This window comes from Paraniabella aurantiaca (assembly GCF_050309965.1).
GTDB lineage: Bacteria > Bacteroidota > Bacteroidia > Chitinophagales > Chitinophagaceae > Niabella.
The window spans coordinates 297,284-316,332 of record NZ_JBLOSY010000002.1 but is presented as its reverse complement, the minus strand read 5'-3'; the positions used below and the strand labels follow the sequence as shown (position 1 = coordinate 316,332).

The window sequence follows — 19,049 nt, the reverse complement described above, 5'->3', positions numbered from 1 at the left end:
AAACGTACATAAAATTGTATAAAGAGCCAATGAAAATTTGCGCTGCCGGTTATGCACCCGTAAACGAATACTAGGGTTCAAAAATAAAAGGGAGTTATCGAGGATCATAAAATCACCGGCAGCCCAACCGGGTGGTTGAGTGGGCTTATCGTTCATATTCGCAAATAGAATTGATCTTACTTCCAGCATTGATATTTAGCCCGCCGACTAATTCAGTTACAGTTCAGCTTTATCTGGTGCAATTCATAGCCGCATAATGTTACTCACCGATTTTATGTCTTTAGAGTAAATAGCCATTTTAATTTTGCCAAAAAGTTTTTTTCATGAAATTTAAGAAAGACGCAGACCTCTTATGTTTGCTGTTCAGCAGGGAAGTGCTGATTGTAACAACCTGCAGTAGTACGGTACCAGCCACAGATGAATAGGATGCGAAGATCGTAATCACAACAGGTGAAACCCTGTACAAGGGTTACACCATAAGTTCTTTGATCAGCGGCTGATAATTACGGCCCACGTTGAGTTCGACACCATTTTCCATCACAACAAAGATCTTTCCCACATCGCGGTAAACTTCTTTTACATGATTCATGTTTACCAGTGTTGAACGGTGAAGCCTTACATATAGCCTGGGATTAAGTCTTTCCGCCAGGGAGCTGATGCCCACCGAGCTCAGGTAGGTTGCATTTTTAGTATATATTTCGGCGTGATCGCCACGTGCTTTCAGGTATAAAATTTCATCAACAGCAATATTTTTATATCGCTTCTGATGTTCAACGAGGATGCGGTCTGCAAAGCCTTCCTGTTGTACCGGGTTGGTGAAAGCTTCCAATGCAGGGAATATATGCTGCTGCTCCAATCTTGTCATCGTTCTGTCGAAACGTTCTTTCGTATAGGGCTTCAGCAGATAATCAACAGCACTTGCCTCAAAGGCATCCATAGCATACCTGTCGTAAGCCGTCGTAAATATTACATGGGGAACATGTTCAATGCGCTTCAATACTTCAAAGCCGCTGGCGCCGGGCATCTGCACATCAAGAAATACAAGATCCGGTTCCATTAAATTAATATTCCGGATGGCTTCCAGGCCGTTTGAACATTCGCCTGCAACCCGGAAGTTGGTATAGGGCTCAAGGTATTGTTTCACCAATCTTCTTCCGGGCTCTTCATCGTCGATGATTAATACGGATTTTTTTGACATCAATCATGGCTTTAGCTACTGATATAAGATATATAGATTTGCAAAGATAGTTTTATTGTTAAATGTACAATTGGAGTACTCTAATTAAATATTGTTGAAAATGAGCCTGAGTCTATCAAAAGAAAAAGTTGCCGGCAGGGAGATTGGTCTCTTCATATTCATCCTCCTGTTGATGAGTATACTCTATGGAACGCCCCGTTTGTTTTCCCAGGGCTTCACCATTTCCTTCATAAAAGAAACTATCGTTGACTGTGTTATCATGGCTATCGCCTGTCTTCCGGTATGGTGGCTTCATTTTAGAAAGTGGACCGGCCTGCCTATGCAAACCAGGTTTGCATTGCATTTTTTAACAGCACCCCTGTACTACCTGATCTGGATATTATTGTACGTTGCTTACAACCATCTATCAGGACTTCCGCGCATGACGGGCAGGCAGGTACTTCAAAACAGCGGGCCCAACCTGCTATTCTACATACAGGTATTTAGTTCACTTCATATCGATCTTTTTTTCAGGGAAAGAGAAGCCCAGTTCCGAAAACAGCAGGAACTGCAGGATTTAGCGCATGGAGCAGAGATCAATGCATTAAAAGCACAAATTCAACCTCACTTTTTGTTTAATACCCTTAATAGTATCAGCGCCTCGGTTCCATCTTCGGAGGAACATACCCGGGTTTTAATAGCAAGGCTGGCCGGCATTTTCCGTTATGGGCTCGACTCTATTAAACAGGAACTGGTTAGCCTGGAAAAGGAGCTGGAATTTATTGCCAATTATCTCAGTCTCGAAAAAGAGCGCTTTGGAGACAGGCTTCATTACAAGATAGATACGAAACGGGAAATTGCGCACTCACTCATCCCGCCTATGTTATTACAGCCCTTGGTTGAAAATGCTATCAGGCATGGCATTGAACCTTCCATAACAGGAGGCTATGTTTCTATTAGCGGCTCACTGCAGAACAAAAAGGTTGTCATTGAGATACAAAGCTGCGGGGCACCTTGCGCAAAAACTGTCCAACAAATGTTTACAGGCACCGGCCTCGGTTTAATCAATACAGCAAAGCGCCTGAAAACTCAGTTTGATGAAAATTTATTAATAACTATTGAAGGCAATGAGGTAAAGGTTCAGTTTGCGCTACCCTATTCTCCCAATAGTTAGAGATCCTTACCCGGGCTTAATGCAATTCAACGGCTTTAAAAGCTGTTGGCAGCTCTATCCTGTCGTTTACCGGAATATTAATAAAGCAGTATAACCCGATGGTAATTTCGGGTATGAATCAAACATCACTGATTATTGCAAGTTGGTTAATTATTGCTGTGCTATCGGGATGCAGCAAAAAAGATACTACAGCTGAAGGCCAAAAGTTGTCTTTCGATCGGATTGAGAGTGTCAAACATCTGCCCGGGTTTGGAGACAGCGACGGATTACCCGAGGGCACGCCCTTTAAATTACCTGATGGCTTAAAGCTTGTATCAAGAAAAGCCCTGCCTTTTGACCCTGCTCCCTCCAAGGTACATGGTATTGCCAATACATTTTATGTTGATATTAATATTGTAAGTGACAGTACATGGGGCGGCGGAGAAGTAACTTTTCCCAAGGGTCTAGTAATGTTAAATATTGCACCTAGCAGAATCCAAAACGGTATGTTGATGGGAAGAGTAAGAATAAACGTTCCTCCTTACCGTTCGAATGGCGGAAGAGATACCACCACTCTTTACCTTGGTGTTGCTTGTATGAACTCGTCAAAAGGTATGCCCTGGGCGGATAACTTTGGACCAGACGATAGAGAATTTCCTATCGCAAAAGGTTTACACAAACCTTATATAGTCATTACAAACGACGAAGTACTTAAATTCCTATCTATTTTGGAGAACAAGCCACATCTCGCACTTACCCGCCACTATAATCCGTGGGAAAGGATGAGGGAGGACTACAAAGAACCTGAATGGCTAAAACCTTACAGCGAAATACAGGACAAATTCTGGAAACTTACGGATGGCGACGGCCTGAACAAAGAAGATTTACAGGAACTGCTTAAAGCCATTCAACCCAGATGAAATTACAAATAAAACCTTTGTCAAGAAGTGCCGAAATGCTGCTCGGTTTGACATTTTTATTTGGAGCTTTTAACGGCCTGATCTACTTTATGGGTTTTGAAGCTCCCATTCCGGTGAACCCCGATTCTGATTTAGCCGTAGCGTTGGCCAAAACCAGGTATATCTTCCTGCTTCAAAAAATAGTTGAATTGGTAGCGGCTATACTATTGTTGTTTGGAAAAATGCGATTTGCAGCCCTAATAGCACTCGCTCCCATTGTTGCCTGCATTGTATTGTATCATCTATTCGATGATCTCAACTGGGTAATTTTCATTACCCTAACCGTGCTTTATATATTGGCCCTATCAGGTCATCAGCGCAGTCTGCTCCTGTTCTTTAGAACCGGTTAATATATTCTTACATTTTCAATTATAACAAACATCTTAAACCAATTAAATGAAACCTCTTTACCGTCACATGATCCCTGTTATCATGTCCTTGCTGTTAATTGCCTGCTCTAAATCTGACACTTCCCCGGAAGATGGAGACGAAAATCCCGGCAATGGTTCGGGTAATGAAACAAGAACCCCCATTCCCTACGATAAGCTGCCAGCTTCCGGCAGGGAGTTTACCATTCTGGGTCCACAGTTTTATGTAGATCTTATGGGCAGGCAGCGCCCGGTACTCCCTGCATTTAAAGCTACCAACGTAAAGCCAGGCACCTTGAAAGGTTACGTAAAAGACATATATGGCAGGCCCCTCCCGGGTGCGCAAATAGGCGTCAGATCTTCAATAATCGGCGGCGGCTATAGTTCGGCCAGCGCAACCAGCGATGCTAACGGTTTCTATGAAATTCTTCTCCCGGTTGGCAATGTAGAAATATGGGGCGCTAAATACTTAATGGACTATGAATCGGCGAAAGCTCCTGTATCGCTGTTTCCGGCAGACAGTAATCTTAATAGTTTTAATTCAACCGATGGAGCCGTCAAAAATTTTGTTCTGTTGCCTTATGGGCAAGGAAGACCCGACCAGATCAGCAAAGGTCCCTATTGGCCAAGCAGCTATCTTGGAGCAGCCATTCACTTGTCATATACCCTACGTACTCAATCTTTGCCGTTACCCGGCAGCTTTCCCGTGGGAACCATTATTGTTATTAAACTCACTCCGCTCGACCTAGTGCATGCAGACGAAAAAGTTAGCTTCACCATACGTAAAGTTATAGAAAGCAATGAGCTTTACATTAACAACATCCCAATTGGAAAGTACAAAATCGAAGTAAAACTGGAAAGCGGGGCCAACATACTGATGAGAGAAAACATCAATCTCAAACCTTTGTATGGTATGAAACCTAAGCAGGCCACGGGTGTGGCTGAAGTCACTTTCATTCCCGGCGAACCGGAAATACTTGCCTGGTATGGTAACTGGTGGATCGTTCCTATTATTATTGAGCACCCATAAGGGTTGCCACGATAAAAATTATCTAAACTTATAAGGAGACTTATATCAGCTCACATTATTGAATACTTTCTCATGTTTAGTTTGCGGAGGAGATTTCTATCTTCTCCTTTTATCATACATTAATTTAAACAAAGGGCATTTACTGCAATTCATTCGTTATTGGCATATTAGTTATTTTAACTCAATGAAAAATTGATAAACATGGGATCCTCCTGGTAATTATTCCGCCGGGATATTTTCAAAATCAAACGGGTTTGAGATGGACAGATAATCATAACCTGTACCTCCGGATAAACAAATATCGGTATCCGTAAGGTGTCCAAATACATTTTGTATAAAAGCCAAAGCATCTGCTTTTGTTGGAAAAAATTCTGAACACGCAAAACGCTTGTTGAGCAGGTAATACCCGGCTACCGGAAGGGATGCGGGAAATGCTATTAAATAGCTATTTTGACCTGTTTGCCGCTCTATGCCTTTTGCCGATACCAGGTACAGCGTCGGGCCTCCATCAAAACAAACAGCCATTATCCTGAGATCAGATAAAGATAATTGCCTCAGGATGCTATAACAAGTGGATACAAATACATCAGCAGAAACATGCGCTCCAACAAAATTTGCTGCACCCAGCTTTAAGTTGAACTGTTGTATCTCGCGATATTTACCGGTTAAGCTTACATAAAAGATCTGCGGCTCTAAATTGTAAACGAATATACCTGTAACACAGGCATGCGCGCTTCCTTCATTTTCATCGTTTAATTTTGGAATGTTTGATGCAATAATGACTTCATCATTAAAGATCAAACCCAGTATTGTACTCATGTATCTGTATTTACATAATTTTCATTAGTTATAATTTAGTCCATTTCTTTTCCGGCATCAATCCTGGCTATAGCAATGAACTCCGGTCTTATCTGCTACATTTCCCGCCAGTCTACATATATAATCCATCAAGCTGTTGGCGATTTACTTTTCCATATTGATTCTAACTATAAAAAAATAAGTATTTTTATAGCTAAGTTTTATGCAAGAAAAAGAAATAACTATATATGATATTGCCAGAGAATTGGATCTGGCTTCATCAACAATAAGCCGTGCCTTAAAAAACGACCCAAAAGTCAAGCTGAAAACACGTAATAAAGTGCATCAGATGGCACAAAAAATGGGATACCAGACTAACCCGTTTGCGCGTAGCCTGAGAAATAAGAGAAGTTTCCTGATTGGAATAATTATACCCAGGCTTACCAACCATTTTGTCTCCTCTGCAATATCAGGTATAGAAGACATGCTGAGTGTTAAAGGTTATAATATCATCATCGGTCAAACTTATGGTCAGTCCGACAAAGAAATATCGGCCTTAAAAATGTTGATGGACAACCGGGTAGATGGGCTGCTGGTATCATTAGCTGACCAGGCTAATAGTCCGGATCATATCGATCAGTCTATAAAAAAGAAAATACCATTAATATTTTTTGATCATGTGCCAGATATAACGGACAATTCTGTAATCATAATAGATCATGTGCAGGCAGCTTATATGGCCACAAAGCATTTGATTGAAACAGGCTGTAAAAAAATAGCGCATGTAACAACCGGCGTGAACCAGGGTATTTATGCAGAGAAATATACCGGGTATAAAAGAGCATTAGCAGAGAGTGATAAAAGGCTGAAAGAAGAGCTGTTGATTTTTGATGATTTGAGCAGTATTGAATCCGGCAGACAAGTAGCAGATCACCTGCTAAAGATGGGTAAGCGTCCTGATGGTCTGTTTTTTGAGAATGATCTTTGCGCGGCTGGTTGCATAGCGGGTTTGAAAAAAGCTGGCCTAAATATTCCCCGGGATATAGCGATTGTAGGTTTTAACGACGAACCCGTTGCAACGCTTATTGAGCCTAATCTCTCCAGCATTGCTTACTCAGGATATGAGATCGGGCGAGTAGCTGCTCAAAATATATTGCTGCAGATTGAAAATCCAGAAATGCCAAAGATCTCTAAAACTGTTTTACCGGCCCGCTTGATTGTGAGAGAATCCTCTATGCGATAACTATTCTTTTCAGCCGTCGAGTGAGGTACAAACAGTTTTGCTTTTGAAGAGGTAAATATTATACTTACCTATTTTTTAAGCCCTGGTTACCAATACAGGTTCAATTACCGTCAATTCGCCCGTTACTACAAGATGCCCGTCACCTATTTGGTCCAATAACGTATGTAGCGCTGTTGATCCAGCCAGCTCTTTACGAAAATCTATAGAACATAAAGCAGGCTCGATCATTTCGCATAATGATTCGTTGCCAAAACCCACTACAGTAGTTTTTGTGGTGAGACTTTTCTCCATTTTTTTTAAATACTTCATAAAGCCAGCGGCTACCCAGTCGTTAGTGATGAATACACCATCAGGTAATACTCCCTTTTGAAACATCTGAGCGGCTATCTCCATTCCCGATTCTATACCCGGCTCCGTAAATGTTAACGGCTCCTGCCAATCTTTGCCTGATTTTTTCAATGTATCTCTATAACCCAGGTATTTATCCAGGTTGGCAGATGTATTTTCTGAAGTAATCATCAAGACTTTTTGACAGCCCTGATCGATTAAGTGATTGACGGCTAGTTGAGCTCCTGTTTGATAGTCGGTTTTTATACAATGATGCTCGCCGGCATTTTTCACATTGCCCACAACAACAACCGGTTTACCCAGCTTGTCGAAAAAGCCCTGATCTAATACAGCCTCATCGGAGCAGCAAGCAATAAATCCCTCAAAACTATCCAGGCCTGTCAGGGGCCGCTGCTTACCCAATATATTTAGAATGGCAATTTCATACCCGGTTTTTTCCGCCGCTGCTTCGATGCCCGAAATAATTTTATTGGTAGCATGATCTGAAAGGCCCTCAACCAATACCGCAATACGGGCCGATCGCGAAAATAGCGGGATGTTATCAGCAATACGGGTGGCCGATTGGGTATTATCTGAAAAAGTGGTTCTGCGACTTCTTTTACGCCGTCCAGGTTGAAGCGAATGAAATGCATTATCGGGCTCCCCGATACCGTTACTACTTACTAGTCTGAAAAGATCGAAAACTGCAACTTTAGGCTGTTGAATAGAATGACTTTTGTTTGGCACGTGTAATCGTTTGTTGACAACAAAAGTGCAGGTCTGCGCCAAAAAGTTGAAAAACCCATGTTGAAAAGATTGTAACGCATGTTGATTTCACGCATAAACAGCTTAAAAATCAGCCTATTGACGATATTGACTGGGCGAAACACCGAATTTTTCCTGGAAGCTTTTGGAGAAATAAGAAACACTGCTGAACCCCACGTCTTCAGCCACCTGGCTTACTATCGCATTCGGATCCCGTAATAATTCGGAAGCTTTGTTAAGGCGGATGGTTCTTATAAAGTCTCTTGGAGACTGACCGGTTAAAGCCATCAGCTTTCTGTAGAGACCGGTACGATCCATATGCATATCGGCACTGAATTTTTCAACAGTGTATTCTGTATTAGCCAGGTTCTGGTTTACACAATTTACAGCGCGCTCCAGCAGGTCTTTATCCAATGGATTAGTGCTGAGAGGGGTATCCGCTTGTATATCTTTTCCTGTACTGAACAGTTTTTGCCTGTCTAAGAACATCTGCATCAACTTACGGATACGTAATTTGAGCATGTCCATATCAAAAGGTTTTACCAAATAGGCATCGGCACCAGCTTCATATCCTTCGTATTGAGCTTCATCTGAACTGCGTGCAGTGAGCATGATGATGGGCGTATGCGATATATTAATATTTCTCCTTATAGATAAACATAGGTCAATACCGTTCATTTCAGGCATCATCATGTCGGTAATGATAAGGTCCGGTTGCTTTTCTATTGCAAGATCTAATCCTTTTTTTCCGTTGCTGGCTGTAAAAACAGTATAGTAAGCCTGTAGTTCTGCCTCTAAAAACTCCAGAAATGAAGTATTATCTTCTACAATAAGAATAGATTTTTTAGTATCCAAACCCGGTTCTTCCGTTTTTTGCCCCAGCCGTGCTACATTTAAAACCACCTTGAATATAGTTGCATACACGTCATCGTCAGACACTGTGACATATCCGTCATGTAATTCCGCGTATTTTTTTACCAGGTAAAGTCCAATACCACTTCCTGTATTAGCGTCGTCCTGGTTATGAGCTTTGTAAAACCTGCCAAAGATCAGTTCCTTTTCGGCCGAAGGAATGCCGATGCCCGTGTCAGCTACGGTTATGATTAATTCATCTCCTCCCTCAACTAACGCCTTGAAAACAATGCTTCCCCCATCCGGCGTAAATTTAAAGGCATTGGAAAGCAGGTTCATTACCATACGAATCACCTTCTTCTTATCAAGCCAGACACCCGATGTTTCAGCTATATCTACCTGAAAATCGATTTGCTTCTCTGCAGCCAATTGACTGTAATTTAATGCGATCCCTGATAAGAATGACAGATCGTCGACATAGCCCACATGGAGCAGCTCGCCCGATTCATCAATTTTTTTGAATTCCAGTAATTGATTAACGGTATCCAGCAACAGGTCGGCATTACTTTCAATACGTCGCAAATTATTTCTTAGCTCATTGTCTGATATTTTTTGGATCAAAGACCGTAGCGGAGTTATAATTAATGTTAACGGTGTTCTAAGATCATGGCTGATATTGGTCAAAAACCTGGATTTTTCCCGTTCAATAGCTTCTGCTTGTTGTTGAGATCTGATTTTTTTCTGCCTTGCATTGTAGCTTTTAGCCAACCCATACAATATAGCGGCGAGTAGCAGCGTATAAAATATTTTTGCATAAACGGTTGCCCAGATGGGCGGCTGAATGGAAATGATCAGTTCTTTAGCTGCAACCGGCCAATGATGTCCGTCGAAACTTGCCATTACACTAAACTTGTATTCGCCCGGTGGCAGATTAGTATAAATTGCCTCACCTAAATGCTGTCCGGGTATTTCCTCTCTCCACTGCTTATCTACCCCCGATAACTGGTATCTGAAATATGTTTTTTCAGGATTTATGTAATTTAATCCTGAAAACTGGATACTTATAAAATTCTGACGATGATTTAAAGTGATTTGACCGGTTTGTGATAAGGGAGCTTTTAAAACAACCTTTCCATCATATACCAGGTTTTCCTCAACAGGCCGGCCAAAAAGCTTCAAATTAAAGATCACAACGGGTATTTTCGGCGTGCCTGGTTGAACGGAATGTTTTAAGTAATTCAATCCGTCCAAATTGCCAAAATACAATTGATCGTCTTTAGACAAATAACTGGCCCTCCCTACAAAAGCATGTCTGCTGACTCCATCATTTTCATTGTAATTATGAATGGCAAATTTATAGTCGATGCCCGACCTTTTCTTCTCAATGCGACTGATACCTTTTGATGTAGTGACCCAAATCGAACGATCTGCATCTTCGATAACGGACTTCACACTGTTATTAACAAGCCCCTCTGCAGTACTCAATCTGTACAAGCGCTTTATTGCCGGGTCCCAAACATATAACCCTCCATAGGTACCCAACCATAATAAGCCTTCTTTATCCGCAAACAGGCAAACCAAAACACGCACATCAGGCGGCAGGTCTGCAGCCATATCGCCGCGTTTTTCGTACGCATATTTTATTGTTTTTGTTGAGGGATCGATAAAAAACAAACCATTGCTACAAAACCCAACCCAATGCCGGTTCCAGCTTACCACCTGTCTTATATCAGGTAAAACACCAGGAGCAAACAAGGTGGTTACCTGTTTTGAAGCTTCTTCAAATTGTAATAATCCATGATTAGAAGTACCAATAACCAATGTTCCAGCCACCGGCTCTATGATCGAATAAACAAATTCATCCAGCACCCTGGATACAGAACCATTAGAATGCATCGAATACAAACCGTCTTCCGCGCCAATCCAAACAGTTCCGGATTTACTTCTGAACATGGTATGGCATCTTAAACCCGGTACCAGCAATCTGAGCCTTGACCGGTTCTCCTGATCAACCTCTTCAGTGTACACCCCGTTTAGTGTGCCAATCAGCAGCCTGTCTGCCAGTTCTTCAAAACAAAAAACTTTCAGATCATCCGTTCCTTTAAACTGAAAAAAGGAGGTACTGAAACCTGAGAAGCTAAACCTATACGGATTGTAATAATATAACCCTTTGTTGGTGCTCATCCATATTCCCTCCTGGCTATCGCAAAAAACATTTGAGATAGCACTATGCACCTGCTGCCCGTCATTAAGCAAAATCCCTGAAAAGAAACGCCCTGCAACAGCATTGGCTTCAAAATACCAATACCCATCTGTGCCTGCAACCCATAGCCCCGCGTGTTTGTCAAATACCAGGTAGTTCAGCCTTTGCCTATAGTTTGTGATTAAGGCGGTCTGCTGCCGGGTTTGGGTATCGAATTTTATAAGGCTGCAACCACCTCCATAGTCATCTATAGCTATATATAAAAATTGCCCGGATGTAGTTACAAAATTGACTGCCGATGGAATGGGCTTTTGCTGATTAATATTGATGGCATATAGTTCCCTGAACGTAGCCCGTTCAAAGCACCTTACCAGGCCCGACCGGTAAATAAGAAAAACCTGTTCGCCCCAACTGGCAACTTCGATCACAACATCTTTAGAATGTCGAGCTGTAACATCCGACAGGGCCAACCTTACTTTGTTACTGTTGCGATCATAGCAATACAGTTGGTCTTTAACCGATATCAGCCAGATATTCTTCTGTCCATCCAGGAAAATGTTCTTCGGTTTTTCTGAAAAGCCTAAACCCTGTAATAATCTACCCGGGCTGTTTTCATATTTTTCTGATGCAATATTTATTACACTTAAAGTTCTTTGATTTTTTATCCAAACCCATTTATCATCAACATAGCAAAAGTGATTGTTGGTATAATCATTAATCGGTAGAAAATTGACCGTATCGAGAGGAATATTCTTTATTGCTCCTACATTGTATAAGTTGGTAGAGCTTTCGGTTAATATAACCAACCGATTGTCTGGTAGCTGATTTACAAACCGGATCTGATCTTCGTTTAAATCGGCCCGGCGCTCAAAAGGAGAAAAAACAAATTGCTGAGTAAAACCAGGACGGTACAATACCAGGCTTAATACAATAATCAGAAAAGATTTAATAAGCAGTATTGATTTCATATTTTCTATATCCCGAAACGTAAACGATTGAGTGGGCCATTATCTTAATACCCGGTTCAACACAAAAGTAACTGATATGATCGCAGCTACACATTATTACAATCGAAATCATTTAAAGATTGCTTTCAATTGAATTTGAGTAGCTGGTTATAAAAAAGGCGGATGATTAGACAATCTCCGCCCGTTTGCTTTGCTATCCGAAAATATTTTTAAAATCCCGTTGCTCGCCGATGATAGCTATTAGCTATCCAGATGTTGGGAATGCCTTAAAGCCTTATCCTTCTGAAGTCAACAGCACATGATAAGTCTTCACGACACCTTTATAGTCAAATTTCACGGTCGCTTTTCCTGAGGTCGATGTCGCCTGCGTAACTGTAACCTTCACACCTGGATTATTGGACGAAGCTGTTACCTTAGGCAGCGCTTTTATACCAGAAGGAATTTTATAAGTTGCTTCATAAATATCGTAACCTGTAATGCCATTCGCATTGGTAGACCGTACAGGCGTTAAAGGCAGGCTGATGTCTTTTCCATTAACTGCTACCTTAACTACCGGTACAACAGGACGGTTTATTTTCTTTTTATTGGAGCTGAATCCAAGACCCGTTAAATCAAAAAGCTCATCCGTTCCCTCCCCTTCTGCTACCAGGTAAATGGCATGTTTTTTATCAAGATGGTCCACATGTTTGGCAACATCTATCTTAAATTGTGTTACTTCCTGCCTGGCATTGGCCGGGACAATTATTTCACCGATTTTTTTTCCTTTCCATGTAGCGTTACCCCATGGACCATCCAGCCAAACATTTACCTTAAAGCTCTTGGCTGTTTTAGGTGTCAGAAACAGGTTGAACGCTGTTTGATTACCTGCTTTGGTTCCCTCGAATGCCTTTAACCCGTTTTTATCTTGTTGTAATCCGCCAAAACCAAAATACTTATACCCGATAATATTACCATTCTTCACCTTCTCAATAGGCATATGATTGTCCCAGATGTCCCACGAATCCTGTTGAAGACCCACATTAGAAAGATAGCAGGCATAACCGGCAGAGTAGTATTGATAAGGGTTAAGCCCGTAAAAATGGAATCCTTCAGAAGTCACTTCTGCCCCTTTGTATTCCCGTCCGGACTTGTCTTTTGCGGTCCAGATATTATCTTTTGCATAAGGATCATAAGCTCTGATGGTAACAGCGCCACCATCGGCCACTTTTTTTTCATCCCAGGCAACAGTTACCGGAGCTACCATGGCCTGACGGGCAAAACCAAATCCTCTGGGAGGCCGGTGATAAAATGCATACCACTGACCATTGATGTCCTGTATGCTTCCATGGGTATTATGACCTGCATTGGTTCCCTGTATGGCAGTGCCATCCTCATTTAGCACAGGCGCCCTTGAATCAACCAACACGCCCCCGCTCTTCCACGGACCTAATGGTGAATCGGCATAAGCATAACGCAGGGTTGAATTGGAACTCCCCATACCATAGTCCGGCCCGGAGTACCCACTATAAACAGTAACAAATTTATTACCCACTTTACGTATCGAGGAAGCTTCAAAAAAATTGAAGGTTCCCAGGTCTTCCCCTGGAAAAATATGAGGATACTGGGTACCGGCAGGCTCACGCAGCGGCCCTCCATACCTGACACTGGCAGGTAAAAATGGCCTTGAAATAGTGGTGCCTGGCCTTAGCGAATACATAGTGTTCTGGTCTAATTGGGCAGCCGACGATCCCTGGAAACCCCAGTAGCCATAGGCCCTGAAACCAATTTCATAATCCGGGTCCTCCGGATCGGTGATATATTCCACATATATAGCCGGGTCAAATCCTAAAATACTTCCGGGAACAGTACTCTTCCCATCGGGTGTCAGGTTAACGGGTGTAAACGGCCCATCGGGACGGCTTGCTTTTGCTACCATTGCTTCCCTGTTGCGGCCACGGCTATGCGGGTACAAATAATATTCCCTGGTACCATTTTTTCGTTTTACTTCAACCAGGTCCGGCGCATACATCACATCCCATTGCCCGTCGATAGGATAGATAAAAACAGGTCCCTCATCCCTCCAACTGGTCAGGTCTTCTGCAGGAGCCGACCACATCCTGATATCAGGACCACAATAACTGTTTACCCGCAGGTCATGCGATCCTATAATATAAGCCCGGTACTTCCCCGGATTATCGGGATCTTCAAACACACGCGGTTCGCCATCGGGTAAATGCTCCCACAAGGGCAGGTAAGGATTGCCCGCTGCTGTATGCACGAATTTCGCCGGCGTATTTTTAGAAACCGGCGCCTTTTGACCATGGGCCTGGAACATAGAAAATAATGCAGCTGTTGCAACAACCAAACCTGCAGCTGGCTTTCCTAACAGAAATTTGAATCTTTTCATAAATATGTTATATCATGTTATCCTAATAATCGTAACCAGCTTCTGTAAGCATTCCGGACCAAGGCCACTTTGAATTCAACCCGGTAAAATATGACAGACAAGCGGTGTACCTATTTTCTGATGCAAGCTCCGCCCTGTTATTTATCTATCAAGCAATGCTACTCTTACCACGATCTGGCCATACTTTAATTGTACTAAAGACAAATAAAGATAAAACAATATTGCAATCGATTGCATTAATTGAGATATTTTTTTCTCCTTGCTATCTCCTTGTATAATGAGCGTAGTTATATGTGCAAAAAAATTGGGCCGCTGATTAGACAACCGCCGGCCCTTTGCTTTGCTATATGAAGAAATCTTTCCTTATTTAAAATGATGGAGGTCCACCCTGTGGCCGTCCCTGAAATGGTCCGCCTCCACCGCGCCAATCACCACCCGGCATGGAAGTATTAGCCTTACCGAAGTTGCGCAAGCTATAGGTAAATGTGAGCATAAAATACTGTTGTAAAACGCGGGTGGTTGTTGTTTGAATCAGATTAGAACGATTAAGAGTTTGACTAAAGCTATTATTTTGCTTTAAAATATCAAAAACAGATAGCTTTAACTCAGCCTGTTTTTTTGGCATAAATTTTTTGCCCAATGCAGCATTCCATAACGCAAACCTTTCATCGCGCCCATTTTCAAGCTTATAGTTTTGATAGTTAATGTTCGTATTAAAAAACCATCCCGATTTGGCTAGTAAGTTAAGCGTTCCTCCGGGGCTTTGTTGCAGGTAGTTTTGACCAGCACTTGCATTGTCCAATGTGCTACTTGTCTTTGTATAATTGATGTCATAATTCAACGTAAAATCAATGAACTCACTAATATTACTGCTTAATACGATGCCGCCGCCAAACGTATTTCTGGTTACAAAACCCGAATTGCCATTGTACTTACCCGGAGTCTTATCATAACTATAATTAGTAGTAATATTAAAGTTGGATTTAATGAATTTTACAGGAAATGCATATACCAGCAGGCCTGAAAAATTACGATACCCGTCAAGATTAATATAGGTTGTATTGGTAATTCCCTTGTTGTTCACCACGTCGGTAGAAATATAATTATCTATCAGGTTGAAGTTTATGTTAGCGGTTATGCTGTTGCTATTTTTGGTATTAGCATATATATACCTGATCGCTCCTCTATGGTTGTATGCCTGTTGCAGATTAGGATTACCCACAATAATACTGGTTTGGTTAGAGCTGTCTATCACGTCCTGTAATTGATCGATGGAGGGGAAATCAGTACCCGAGCGATAGAAAATGCGTGCATTACCGTAACGTCCTACTTTTTTATTCCACATCAGGTTAGGAAGAAATGCAAAAAAGTTCTGATCTACCTTGCCTATAGTAGGCTTTGTTCTTTCGCTGTAAAGATTTGAATATTGAAGATCAAACCCGGCGGAGAGCTGGTTATCCCTTCCCCTGCCCAGTCGGTAATTGAAGCCGCCATTATGGGTCACTACCGTATTTTCGAACTGGTTTGACTGCGCAATATTGGGTATTGTATAGGCTACACCATCATAGTCAAAAGTTTCCTGGTTGCGTTTATTGATACGTTTGGCTGGTGTATAACTCAGCTCCAGGATACCATTTTTACCTAATGGCTCCGTAAAATTCATCCTGGCAGAATAGTTAGCGCTGTTGGTTGGATTAGTCCGGTATTGATTGCGCACATCGGGCAGGTTAATTTCTTCGTACTTATCAATAGTAGTGAGATTGAAATTCTCACCATCGTTTTTACTAAAGTTAGCTTGTAATGAAAGCGATAAACTCCGGCCCGCTTTTTTGAAAGCACGGCGGTACATTAAACTGTTGCCTATATTAAAGCCATCGCGGTTGGAGCTGCCCGAAGCATCGCTGATATAAGAACTGTCTCCATCGGCGTAAATAGCCGATGTATAGTTGGTAGACCTGCTACTGTTATTTTGAAAGTTCCAGCTTGGTATATAAGTAATCGTATTGTTTGAATCCAGCTTATATTCAAACCGCATATTAAACCGATGATTGTTGTTGTTGGAAACAGATGTATTTCTGGTTGTAAGATTCAATACCCTACTTTCATCGTTAGTCACAGAAGGTGAAAATGTTTCCGTTTCATTTACGTTTTTGCCATTCGAGAAAAAATAAGATCCGCTTACATTAATTTTCTTGCCCCATTTATCAGAATAATTAATACCAAACGCATTGGTGGTATTGATTCCGCCGGCCTGGCCAAAAGATATACCGCCTCCACCGAAACCACCCCCAAAGCCCCCTCCGCCAAAACCTCCACCTCCACGACCGCCACCGCCGCGTCCACCACTCATCATACCCAATAAGTCTTGCTGGGCAAAGTTTTGAACATTTATGTTATTGAAATTACCGATAAGTGTTACTCTACGATCTCCTTTAAAGAAACTGGTATTGCCTCCCGCCGAATAAGTGTTGTCGGATCCGTAACCGGCGAAAATGCGACCAAACTGACCGTTGCGCATACCCCCGCGTGTTACTATATTTATAGCTTTCATAGAATTCCCGTCATCAAACCCGGTAAGCTGGGCCTGGTCACTTAAACGATCAAAAAGTTGTATTTTATCCACTACCTCAGCAGGTAAATTTCTTAAGGCCATATTGGCATCATCGCCAAAAAAATCCTTTCCGTCTACGGTCACTTTTCTAACCTGTTCGCCCTGGCCCGTTACTGTACCATCCCTGGCAACAGTTATGCCCGGCATTTTTTTAATAAGATCTTCGGCCGTTGCATCGGGATTCACTTTATACTGCGAAGCGCTAAACTGCGTGGTGTCGCCCTTTTGGCTCACTGCCGGCGCGTTCGCCACAATTATCACACCTTCCAGTGTTGTTGTTTTTTTGGGAATATAAACATCATCCATATCAACCGACGGCTCAGAAGCAGTTAATGAAAAGGGCCTGGAAAAATTTTCAAAGCCTATCGCTGTTGCCTTCAACACATAATTCCCGATAGATAGGTTAGAAAACAAAAAGGTACCGGAGGAGTCTGAGGTTGTAGTCTTCAATATGGTACTGTCTGAAGCATTCAATAATTGAACAGTTACTCCTTTTACCACAATACCTTCAACAGGATCCATCAAGGTACCTTTTACAGTTTGGGCATATCCGCTAATGCTGAGCATTATAAAAAAGAAAAATCCAGCTAGTCTCATAAAATTTGTATTGCCGGTTTGACGTTTAAAAGAACCGGACCTTTCGCTAATTTTTACAAAATTTTTAAATCGATTGCAATTTTTGAAAACGTCTAATAATTGAAGACCTTTGGCGATAGTAGCAACAACCTATTATCAATAAAATGATATCGGTTTCAAAATTATCGAATACTCCAACCGTTGATCAGGTGCCTGCTTTTTTTACTGCAATCATTAGTTTATAAACCTCCAGTAGTCGAAGTATAAGATATTTGAAGGCGCTTTTCCTTTAAAAACAAAGAACAGATCATGTATACCCCTAATTTTATTGTCCAGTTTGAGATCTGTTATTGCCCAACGATCGCTGCCTCCGGTCATGGGTATTTTTAAGATTCCGGCGAGGGGACCATCTGGTTTGTCCAACCGGATTTCCATGGTAACGCCACCATTATGCGTAGTGCCTGCCCTTGCTGAAAACGACGCTGCGCCCCGGGTGCCGAAGTCAACATTTTTAACGCTGGTATAAGCCCCGTCTTTGGTTGCTGTAATAAAAACGCCGACTTTAGGGTTTTGGCTGGCTTTGACTCCCTGCGACCAGGATATGGTTTCGGCCTGCACCATCTGGTAAGGGTTTAAGGGCGCTATGCTTTTGGTAATGCCTTCGCTCATTTTAAAAGGTGTAATAGAACCATCTTTATTAAATTTGAGTTCATCCACGCAAACCGAGCGGGTAAATCCACTTCCTCCGGGCAAGGCCCCGTTATGATAAAAGAAATAAGTTTTACCTCTGAAATCAATAACACCAGGATGATTAGTGAAAGATTTGCCCTCTGCGGGCATTATGATGCCACCATATTTCCAGGGTCCTTCAGGGCTTTTGCTGGTGGAATAACCAATGAACTCGGGCAACGGGCCTCCGGGCCAAAACAGGTAGTAGAGATTATTGCGTTTATAGAGCCAGGGACCTTCTTCGTACTTTGTAGGCCGCTTCGGATCGCCGTCCCGCTTCCCGAAAGAGGCTTCAGTCATAGGTACTTCTACAATATCACCCGAATAGGATATCATATCTTCATTTAACTTCACATATTTGAGTTTAGGATTACCCCAATACATATGCGCCTGCCCGTCATAGTCAATAAAAACAGTGGGATCAATATCGCCCCACTCGCTTTGCACCAAAGGTTTGCCTAACGGATCATGAAACGGTCCCATCGGGCTGTCACCCACTGCAACACCGATAGCGCCCCTGTTATTTGTTTTCGAAATCATGGGAACGTATAAGTAAAACTTCCCGTTTTTCTCAACGCACTGTGCTGCCCATGCGTCACCCTTTCCCCATTCAAAATCGGAGTAAGAAAGTATAACACCATGGTCGGTCCAGTTGACCATATCGTTTGTTGAATAAACTTTCCAGTCGTTCATAGTAAACCAGGTAGAAGCATCCTCATCATGTGTCGTATAAACATACAACCTGTTGTTATATACCATTGGTGCAGGATCAGCGGTATACATGGTTTGTATGATCGGGTTTTGAGCCCTTAGGCCAGTCAGGCTACCACACATTATTGCTGCACCCATTATCGTCTTACTCAAAAAACTCATCTTCAAATATTTATTTTTTTTAAAGTATCGT

12 protein-coding genes are annotated in these 19,049 nt (G+C 42.1%); 5 read left to right on the top strand and 7 right to left on the bottom strand.

The window, feature by feature from the left end:
* Positions 1 to 469 precede the first annotated feature (469 nt).
* On the bottom strand, positions 470 to 1,198 hold the full coding sequence (locus ACLOAU_RS15985) for a LytR/AlgR family response regulator transcription factor (RefSeq protein WP_427862901.1): 729 nt from the start codon (positions 1,196 to 1,198) through the stop codon (positions 470 to 472).
* A 100-nt stretch (positions 1,199 to 1,298) separates the two neighbouring features.
* Here ACLOAU_RS15985 and ACLOAU_RS15980 point away from each other — a divergent pair, with 100 nt between their 5' ends.
* The 4 genes from ACLOAU_RS15980 to ACLOAU_RS15965 all read left to right on the top strand — a co-directional run bounded on the left by ACLOAU_RS15980 (position 1,299) and on the right by ACLOAU_RS15965 (position 4,687).
* Positions 1,299 to 2,351, top strand: a complete 1,053-nt coding sequence (locus ACLOAU_RS15980) for a sensor histidine kinase (protein ID WP_427862900.1) — start codon at positions 1,299 to 1,301, stop codon at positions 2,349 to 2,351.
* A 113-nt stretch (positions 2,352 to 2,464) separates the two neighbouring features.
* On the top strand, positions 2,465 to 3,250 hold the full coding sequence (locus ACLOAU_RS15975; RefSeq protein ID WP_427862899.1) for a hypothetical protein: 786 nt from the start codon (positions 2,465 to 2,467) through the stop codon (positions 3,248 to 3,250).
* Positions 3,247 to 3,639 carry a hypothetical protein gene (locus ACLOAU_RS15970; protein ID WP_427862898.1) on the top strand — a complete coding sequence of 131 codons (393 nt, stop codon included), beginning with the start codon at positions 3,247 to 3,249 and terminating at the stop codon, positions 3,637 to 3,639. Before ACLOAU_RS15975 ends, ACLOAU_RS15970 begins: the two co-directional genes overlap by 4 nt.
* A gap of 46 nt (positions 3,640 to 3,685) precedes the next feature.
* Positions 3,686 to 4,687, top strand: coding sequence for a carboxypeptidase-like regulatory domain-containing protein (locus tag ACLOAU_RS15965; RefSeq protein ID WP_427862897.1), 1,002 nt, complete (start codon positions 3,686 to 3,688; stop codon positions 4,685 to 4,687).
* A gap of 219 nt (positions 4,688 to 4,906) precedes the next feature.
* Here the strand turns inward: ACLOAU_RS15965 and ACLOAU_RS15960 are convergent, their stop codons facing one another.
* The gene (locus ACLOAU_RS15960) at positions 4,907 to 5,506 is read right to left on the bottom strand and encodes a hypothetical protein (RefSeq protein ID WP_427862896.1); all 600 of its coding nucleotides are present in this window, start codon (positions 5,504 to 5,506) and stop codon (positions 4,907 to 4,909) included.
* A gap of 202 nt (positions 5,507 to 5,708) precedes the next feature.
* Between ACLOAU_RS15960 and ACLOAU_RS15955 the strand changes: the two genes are divergently transcribed.
* Positions 5,709 to 6,728 (top strand): LacI family DNA-binding transcriptional regulator, encoded by a 1,020-nt coding sequence (locus ACLOAU_RS15955; protein WP_427862895.1) that lies wholly within the window; start codon positions 5,709 to 5,711, stop codon positions 6,726 to 6,728.
* A gap of 75 nt (positions 6,729 to 6,803) precedes the next feature.
* On the opposite strand, the gene ACLOAU_RS15950 is transcribed toward ACLOAU_RS15955, so the two are convergent.
* From ACLOAU_RS15950 to ACLOAU_RS15930, 5 genes are all read right to left on the bottom strand, one after another.
* On the bottom strand, positions 6,804 to 7,802 hold the full coding sequence (locus ACLOAU_RS15950) for a LacI family DNA-binding transcriptional regulator (RefSeq protein ID WP_427862894.1): 999 nt from the start codon (positions 7,800 to 7,802) through the stop codon (positions 6,804 to 6,806).
* A gap of 114 nt (positions 7,803 to 7,916) precedes the next feature.
* Positions 7,917 to 11,843 carry a hybrid sensor histidine kinase/response regulator transcription factor gene (locus tag ACLOAU_RS15945; protein WP_427862893.1) on the bottom strand — a complete coding sequence of 1,309 codons (3,927 nt, stop codon included), beginning with the start codon at positions 11,841 to 11,843 and terminating at the stop codon, positions 7,917 to 7,919.
* A 274-nt stretch (positions 11,844 to 12,117) separates the two neighbouring features.
* Entirely contained in the window at positions 12,118 to 14,229 is a 2,112-nt protein-coding gene (locus ACLOAU_RS15940; RefSeq protein WP_427862892.1) for a hypothetical protein, read from the bottom strand.
* 367 nt (positions 14,230 to 14,596) lie between these two features.
* Positions 14,597 to 17,437 carry an outer membrane beta-barrel protein gene (locus tag ACLOAU_RS15935; protein WP_427862891.1) on the bottom strand — a complete coding sequence of 947 codons (2,841 nt, stop codon included), beginning with the start codon at positions 17,435 to 17,437 and terminating at the stop codon, positions 14,597 to 14,599.
* Between the two features lie 213 nt (positions 17,438 to 17,650).
* A complete protein-coding gene (locus ACLOAU_RS15930; protein WP_427862890.1) occupies positions 17,651 to 19,018 on the bottom strand; it encodes a glycoside hydrolase family 43 protein in 1,368 nt (455 codons plus the stop codon).
* Positions 19,019 to 19,049: the final 31 nt, after the last annotated feature.

Bases quoted from the DNA above. Each gene is read 5' to 3' on its own strand.
- ACLOAU_RS15985 (WP_427862901.1), bottom strand. From the start codon at position 1,198: ATGTCAAAAAAATCCGTATTAATCATCGACGATGAAGAGCCCGGAAGA.
- ACLOAU_RS15980 (WP_427862900.1), top strand. From the start codon at position 1,299: ATGAGCCTGAGTCTATCAAAAGAAAAAGTTGCCGGCAGGGAGATTGGT.
- ACLOAU_RS15975 (WP_427862899.1), top strand. From the start codon at position 2,465: ATGAATCAAACATCACTGATTATTGCAAGTTGGTTAATTATTGCTGTG.
- ACLOAU_RS15970 (WP_427862898.1), top strand. From the start codon at position 3,247: ATGAAATTACAAATAAAACCTTTGTCAAGAAGTGCCGAAATGCTGCTC.
- ACLOAU_RS15965 (WP_427862897.1), top strand. From the start codon at position 3,686: ATGAAACCTCTTTACCGTCACATGATCCCTGTTATCATGTCCTTGCTG.
- ACLOAU_RS15960 (WP_427862896.1), bottom strand. From the start codon at position 5,506: ATGAGTACAATACTGGGTTTGATCTTTAATGATGAAGTCATTATTGCA.
- ACLOAU_RS15955 (WP_427862895.1), top strand. From the start codon at position 5,709: ATGCAAGAAAAAGAAATAACTATATATGATATTGCCAGAGAATTGGAT.
- ACLOAU_RS15945 (WP_427862893.1), bottom strand. From the start codon at position 11,843: ATGAAATCAATACTGCTTATTAAATCTTTTCTGATTATTGTATTAAGC.
- ACLOAU_RS15940 (WP_427862892.1), bottom strand. From the start codon at position 14,229: ATGAAAAGATTCAAATTTCTGTTAGGAAAGCCAGCTGCAGGTTTGGTT.
- ACLOAU_RS15935 (WP_427862891.1), bottom strand. From the start codon at position 17,437: ATGAGACTAGCTGGATTTTTCTTTTTTATAATGCTCAGCATTAGCGGA.
- ACLOAU_RS15930 (WP_427862890.1), bottom strand. From the start codon at position 19,018: ATGAGTTTTTTGAGTAAGACGATAATGGGTGCAGCAATAATGTGTGGT.